Source organism: Gemmatimonadales bacterium (assembly GCA_035502185.1).
Taxonomy (GTDB): domain Bacteria; phylum Gemmatimonadota; class Gemmatimonadetes; order Gemmatimonadales; family JACORV01; genus Fen-1245.
Map to the genome: position 1 here is coordinate 1 of DATJUT010000003.1, position 6,733 is coordinate 6,733.

At 73.0% G+C, this 6,733-nt stretch carries 4 protein-coding genes; 3 read left to right on the forward strand and 1 reads right to left on the reverse strand.

The window, feature by feature from the left end; genetic code table 11:
• The coding region (locus tag VMF70_00165) for a SusC/RagA family TonB-linked outer membrane protein (protein ID HTT66417.1) at positions 1-2,929 on the forward strand (2,929 nt) is incomplete at its 5' end.
• On the opposite strand, the gene VMF70_00170 is transcribed toward VMF70_00165, so the two are convergent.
• A complete protein-coding gene (locus VMF70_00170) occupies positions 2,926-4,935 on the reverse strand; it encodes a sialate O-acetylesterase (GenBank protein HTT66418.1) in 2,010 nt (669 codons plus the stop codon). The two genes, VMF70_00165 and VMF70_00170, sit on opposite strands and share 4 nt — an antisense overlap.
• A 116-nt stretch (positions 4,936-5,051) precedes the next feature.
• Here VMF70_00170 and VMF70_00175 point away from each other — a divergent pair, with 116 nt between their 5' ends.
• Entirely contained in the window at positions 5,052-6,107 is a 1,056-nt protein-coding gene (locus VMF70_00175; GenBank protein HTT66419.1) for a Gfo/Idh/MocA family oxidoreductase, read from the forward strand.
• A partial coding sequence (gene eda, locus VMF70_00180) for a bifunctional 4-hydroxy-2-oxoglutarate aldolase/2-dehydro-3-deoxy-phosphogluconate aldolase (protein ID HTT66420.1) occupies positions 6,104-6,733 on the forward strand: 630 nt, incomplete at its 3' end. The genes VMF70_00175 and eda, both read left to right, overlap by 4 nt.

Consider the following 6,733-nt stretch of genomic DNA (forward strand, 5'->3'; position numbering starts at 1 on the left):
ACACCACGGCTTCGCCGCCCTGATCCTCACGATCATCGTCACCGCCGGCGAGCCGGTCACGCTGAATTTTCAGCTGACGGCGGCGCCGACACGGCGCGAGGGCGTGGTGGCGACCCCGTACGGAGCCGAGCAGCCGCGCGAGGTCACCGGCTCGGTCACGAGCCTCGATCCGTCCGACTTTCGGGACGTGCCTCTCCCCGACCCGGCGCAGCTGCTTCAGGCGCGGGCGGCCGGCGTGGACGTGGTGAGCACGGAGTACCGGCCCGGCGCCCCGACGGAGGTCACGATCCGCGGCACGCGGGCGTTCACGGGGAGCAACCAGCCGCTGTACGTGGTGGACGGCGTGCCGCTCGTCGAGGGAGGGATCGAGGACTTCAACTCGACGCAGATCGCCTCGATCGAGGTCCTGAAGGGCGCATCCGCGACGGCGCCCTACGGCGCGCGCGGCGCGAACGGCGTCATCCTGATGACGACCGGCGGCCGGAACGGGGAGGACAGCGCAGCGTCGGGCTTCAGCTACGACGTCCAGTACGGGGCCCAGAACGCCTTGCGCCTCGTGCCGATGATGAACGGCCCGGAGACCGTGCGGGAGCGGCTGGACGCGTACCGGCTCGCCGGCCGCGACACGTCCCTCGGATCGGTGTTCACGTCCGACGAGCTGCCGCAGGCGTACTGCAGCCTGAACGTGCCGACGACGCCGGCCGGCCTGTACGACACCACGGCGGCCGGCACCTCCACCTATCGGGCGACGCATCCGGGCTGCACGACCGGGACCGATTGGCAACGGCTGTTGCTCCGCACGGGCACCCAGCAGCGGCACCGGCTCGGCTACCACTCGACGTGGGGTGACGCCCGGCTCTCGCTCTCCGGCACCTACTTCAACCAGGGCGGCGTCACCCTCGGCCAGGGGTTCCACCAGTACGCCGGCACCGTGAGCTTCGAAGACACGTTCGGCACCCTGCGGCTCGGCCTCACCGCCGTCGGCGCGCGATCGGTCGCGGACATCGGAGCGGACGCCCAGCTGTGGAGCGAGGCCCTGCAGAACAACCCGCTCGGCCTGCCGTACGACAGCGCCGGGACGCCCTACCCGACGCCGTGCGCCACCTGCACGCTGAAGACTCACCCGACGCCCGACCCCTTGCGCACCAACCCGCTGCTCGAGCAGCGGGGCTATGTCCACCAGCAGAAGACCGACCGGCTCGTCGGATCGCTGTTCGGCGAGCTGCGGCTGCCCGCCGGGCTCGCCTACCGCGTCACGTTCGGGCCCGACTTCCAGCACGTCGCCGACGGCCAGTTCCAGGACACGAACGTGGTGGTCGACGGCATCCCGATCGGCAGCTCCCAGGCGGGTCGCGCCGTCCACCGGGCGTACCGCTGGACGCTGGACAACCTGGTCACGTGGAGTCCGATCGCGGGCCGCCACACGCTCGACGTGACCGCGCTGTACACGATGACGCGGAGCCGGTTCGAGGCCGACTCCACGGCGTCCAAGGACCTCCCCGCCGGCTACCAACTCTGGTACGACCTCGGCACGTCGACGCCGGCCTTCAGCGTGTCGAGCGCCGCGCGCACCCACGCGTGGATGGGCCGCATCGCCTACGCGTACCTGAGCCGGTACAGCGTGACGCTGACGGGCCGGCAGGACTGCTCCAACGTGGACCCCGGGAGACAATGCGGCGCATCGGGTTCGGCCGGCGTCGCCTGGCAGCTCGGCGACGAGCCGTTCATGAGGAGCGTGCCGTTCCTCTCGGGGCTGAAGCTCCGGGCGGGGTACGGCTCCACGGAAACGGCGTCCATGGACGCGGCCGAGGCGAGCATCTTCCTCGAGCCGGGGCTGGGATGGGAGACGACGAAGGAACTCGACGTGGGCCTCGACGTCGGCCTGTTCACGAACCGGATCAGCGGCACGTTCGATGTCTATCGCGAGAGCACAAACGGTCAGGTGCCGACGCGGGCGTTGCCGCTCTCCGGCTTCCCTTCGACGTCGTCGAACGTCCCCGAGACGCGGAACGCCGGGTGGGAGCTGAGCCTCGGGACCGTCAACCTGACGGGCGACCACGGCGGGCCGCGGTGGACGACCGCCCTGAGCTTCACTCACAACCAGAACTACATCGTCAGCCTGGGCGACGGTGTCGGCGACGACGTCGCCGACCGCTGGTTCATCGGCCAGCCGATCAGCGTGGGCGATCTCTATTCCGGCGACGCCCTCCACCAGGTCTTCTACGACGTCAGGATGATCGGCATCTGGCAGCTCGCCGACTCCGCGCTCGCCCGGCAGTACGGGCAGAAGCCGGGCGACATCCGGGTCGCCGACCTCAACGGCGACGGCAGGATCGACGGGTTCGACCGGGTGATCACCGGCAACACGTACCCGCGGCTCACGGCCAGCGTCTACAACCGCGTCGCCTGGGGCGGGTTCGACCTCTCGTTCCTGCTCCAGGGCCGCATCGGGTACACGTTCTTCAACTGGTTCCGCGTGCGGACTGTCCTGAGCGACCGCGACAACAACCTGAACGTCCAGTACTGGACGCCGGAGCGGTGCGACGGCGGGCCGGACCCGGCGAAGCTCGATCCCCCGGCGGGCGTGACCGCCGCGCAGCAGGCCGCCGTGCCGGGCTGCAACGTATGGTGGTCCCCTGCCGCCGGGCGGCAGGCGCCGACGTTCGACGACGCCGGAAACGGCGGCCCCTACGCCGCGCCGGGCTACCGCATCGGGACGCACTGGCGGGTGCGCAACATCACCCTCGGGTACGCGCTGCCCAAGTCGCTGGTGCGGCACATCCGGGGCATCAGCTCGATGCGGGTCTACGTCGAGGCGCAGGATCCGTGGGTGTTCACCAGCTACGACGGGTACGATCCCGAGAACGGCGGCGCCGGTGGGCCGCCGAGCTACCGCACCGTGCTCGTGGGCATGAACCTGGGCTTCTAGCGGTCGGTCCGGAACGGCGCCGCCGGCAGACCCGCACGGCTGTAGAGGCTCGCGCCCACCGGGAAGTCGGCCCAGGCGTACCGCACCGCCACCGGATGCGGCACGCGGTCGCTCCACACCACCACGCGGCTCCCCTCGATCCTCGCCTCGGCGCGCACGAAGCGCCGGTCCGCACCCGCGACCGTGAAGCTCCGCACCGAGCCGTCCGGGGCGTGCGACACCAGGCCCCCGGCGGCATGCGCGAACCGGACCACCACCCGCCCGCCGCGCAGCTCGTGACCGAGGTACGCCGGGCCCTGGTACGTCACCGTCCGACCGTAGGCCACGGCGAGAGCGGCGAGCGCGAGCCGGCGCCCGACCTCCTGCTTGTTCCGCGGATGGATGTTGGCGCTCTCGCCGAGATCGATCGCCACCGCCTGCCCGGTGCGGGGGAGCGCCAGCGCGGCGGCCTGCGACTCCCGCAGCGCCGCCCAGCCCGGATGGTCCACCGGCACGGTGTCCGGGGCGCCGTAGCCCGGCAGCTGGACCCACAGGAACGGGAAGATCGCGCGAGCGCCGCCCCATTCTCGGCGCCAGCTGCGGATCAGGCCCTCGAACAGCGCGCGATACGCGACGGCCTGCTCCCAGCCGTTCGCGTTCGACTCGCCCTGGTACCAGATCACGCCCCTGATCGCGAGCGGCAGGAGCGGGTGCAGCATCCGGTTGTAGAGCACGGTGGGCACCTTGTTGATGCGCTGCGCGTCGGCCAGGAAGGAGACGGCGCCGACCCGGAACTTCCACCGGCCGGCCAGCGGTCGCCGCGTCCCGCCGGCCTCCACGAACAGCAGCGACGGATCGCCGTAGATGCCGCCGCCGCCGCCGGTGTCCTGCACCCGCACGGCGACGACGTTGCGCCCGGCGCGCAGCGCGGCCGGCGGCACGTCGTAGGTGCGCACCCGGTTGTAGCCGTCGGTGCGCCCCACTTCGTTCCCGTTCACCCAGGTGATGTCGTTGTCGTCGATCGTGCCGAGCCCGAGCCGCACCCCCTGGCGCGCCTCGGCGTCGCCGAGGTCGAACGAGGTGCGGTACCAGGCGAAGCCGTCGAGCCCGTCGTAGCCGGCGGCCTCCCAGAGCGACGGGACGGGGAGCGAATCCCACGCGCCCTCGTCGAGCGCGGGATCGGCCCACACGGCGCGCCCCTCCGCCAGCCCGCTGTCCACCGACGGCAGCCCGCCGATCCGCGCGCGCAGCGCCTCGCGCCGCGCGCTGTCGTCGGCCTCGCGCCGCCGCACCGTCGCGGCCCAGGCGGAGTCGCTCAACCCCAGGGCCCGGCGGCTCATCCACGTCTCGACGTTGCTGCCGCCCCACGTGGTGTTGATCAGGCCGATCGGGACGCGCACGGAGCGGCGCAGGTCGCGGGCGAAGTAGTACCCCACCGCGGTGAACGCCCCGACGTGCTGCGCGTCGGCGGCCGCCCAGCTGCCGCCGGCGAGGTCCGCCGCGGGAGCGTCGGCCCAGCTCAGCGGGACCTTGAACTGGCGGATCAGCGAATCGTGCGCCTGCGCGATCTCGTCCGTCGCGCTGTCCGCGGCGCGGACCTCCAGCTCCATGTTCGACTGGCCGGATGCGACCCACACGTCGCCGATCAGCACGTCCCGGACGACGATCGCGGCGTCGCCCGCGGCGACGCGGAGCTGGTGCGGGCCGCCGGCCCCGAGCGCCGGCAGCGCCACGCGCCAGCTCCCGGTGGCGTCCGCGATCGCCTGCGCGCCGCGGCGGCCGATCGTGACGCTGACACGCGTGCCCGGCGCCGCCCACCCCCACACCGGGATGCGCGCGTCGCGCTGCACCACCATCCCGTCGGCGAAGATGCGCGGCAGGCGGAGGGCGCCGGAGCCGGCGTCATCCTGGGCCTGGGCGCGGGCGCCGAGCGCGGCGACCAGGAGCAGCAGGGCGAACGCGCAGGGGCGCGTCCGCAGGGAGCGGGCCCGCGCGGGCCCGCGCGGCGTGGCGGGGGAAGTGGTCATGTCCGACACGATGCGGCGTCGCGCGCGCCGGCGCCACCCCGCGCCCGTCAGGGCGACGCGGCGCCCGCCGAGGCCGCACCGGCGCACCCTCGTGTCCGGCGCGGGGAAGTGATAAGATGACCGCCGTGACGCCCGACCGCGTGACCCCGAAGGACGGCGCCGACCCGTCCGCGCCGCTCCGCTGGGGCGTGCTCGGCGTCGCCGACATCGCGGTGAAGCTGGTCATCCCGGCCATGCAGCAGAGCCGCACGGCGCGCGTCGAGGCCATCGCCTCGCGCACGCACGCCAAGGCGGAAGCCGCCGCCCGCTCGCTCGGCATCGCCCGCGCCTACGGCTCCTACGACGCGCTGCTCGCCGACGCCGCGATCGACGCGGTCTACATCCCGCTCCCCAATCACCTGCACGTGCCGTGGACCATCCGCGCCGCCGAGGCCGGCAAGCACGTGCTGTGCGAGAAGCCGATGGGCTGCCATGCGGCCGAGGTGCGCGAGCTGCTCGCGGTGCGGGAACGGACCGGCGTCGTGATCGGCGAGGCGTTCATGACGCGCACCCATCCGCAGTGGCGCCGGGTGCGCGACCTCGTGGCCGCCGGCCGCATCGGCGAGCTGCGCATGGTGACCGGCCATTTCAGCTACTACCGCCGCGACCCCGACGACGTCCGCAGCAAGGTCGAGTGGGGCGGCGGCGTCCTGCTCGACATCGGCTGCTATCCCGTGACGATGTCGCGGTGGCTGTTCGGCGCCGAGCCCGCGGAGGTCGCGTGCGTGCTCGAGCGCGATCCCGACTTCAGGGTGGACCGCTACGTGTCCGGCCTGCTGCGCTTCCCCTCCGGCCAGGCGGCGTTCACCGTCGCCGGCCAGGCCGCCCTGTTCCAGCAGATGCAGATCTTCGGCACCCGGGGCCGCATCGAGGTCGAGATCCCGTTCAACGCCCCGGCCGACCACCCCACCCGCATCCTGGTGGACGACGGCCGCGACCTGGTGGGCGGAGGCATCGAGGCCATCGCGTTCGACCCGGTGAACCAGTACACGCTCCAGGCGGAGCGCTTCGCCGACGCGGTGCGCGGCCGCGGCGCGGTGCCGGTCGGCGTCGAGGACGCGATCGCCAACATGGCTGTGCTCGACGCGCTGTTCCGTGCGGCCGAGAACGGCCGGTGGGAGCCGGTCGGATGACCACCGTGCTCGAGACCATCGGCCGGCTGCGGATCGTGCCGCTCATCGTCATCGACGATCCGGCCAAAGCCGACCCGCTGGCGAAGGCCCTCGTGGCGGCCGGCCTGCCGTGCGCCGAAATCGCCTTCCGCACCGCAGGCGCCACCGAGGCGCTGCGGCGCATCGCCGCCGAGCACCCGGACGTGCTCGTCGGCGCGGGCACCGTGCTCGACACCGCTCAGGCGGCGGCCGCCCGGGAAGCCGGAGCGCGCTTCATCGTCTCGCCCGGGCTCAACCCGCGGGTGGTCGAGTACTGCCTGGGGCACGACCTCCCGGTGTTCCCGGGTGTCGCAACCCCCACCGAGATCGGGGCGGCGCTCGACCTCGGGCTCCGCGCGCTCAAGTTCTTTCCCGCCGAGGCGATGGGCGGCTTGGCGTACCTGAAGGCGGTCGCCGCCCCCTTCGGCGATGCGGCGTTCATCCCCACCGGGGGCATCGCCACCGCCCACCTCCACGCGTACCTCGCGTTTCGCCCGGTCATCGCGTGCGGCGGCTCGTGGATGGCGACCAAGGCCTGGATCGACGCGGGCGACTTCGATCGCATTCGCCTCGAAACACAGCAGGCGATGCGGCTGGCGCATCCGACG

Bases quoted from the DNA above. Each gene is read 5' to 3' on its own strand.
- VMF70_00175 (HTT66419.1), top strand. From the start codon at position 5,052: ATGACCGCCGTGACGCCCGACCGCGTGACCCCGAAGGACGGCGCCGAC.
- VMF70_00170 (HTT66418.1), bottom strand. From the start codon at position 4,935: ATGACCACTTCCCCCGCCACGCCGCGCGGGCCCGCGCGGGCCCGCTCC.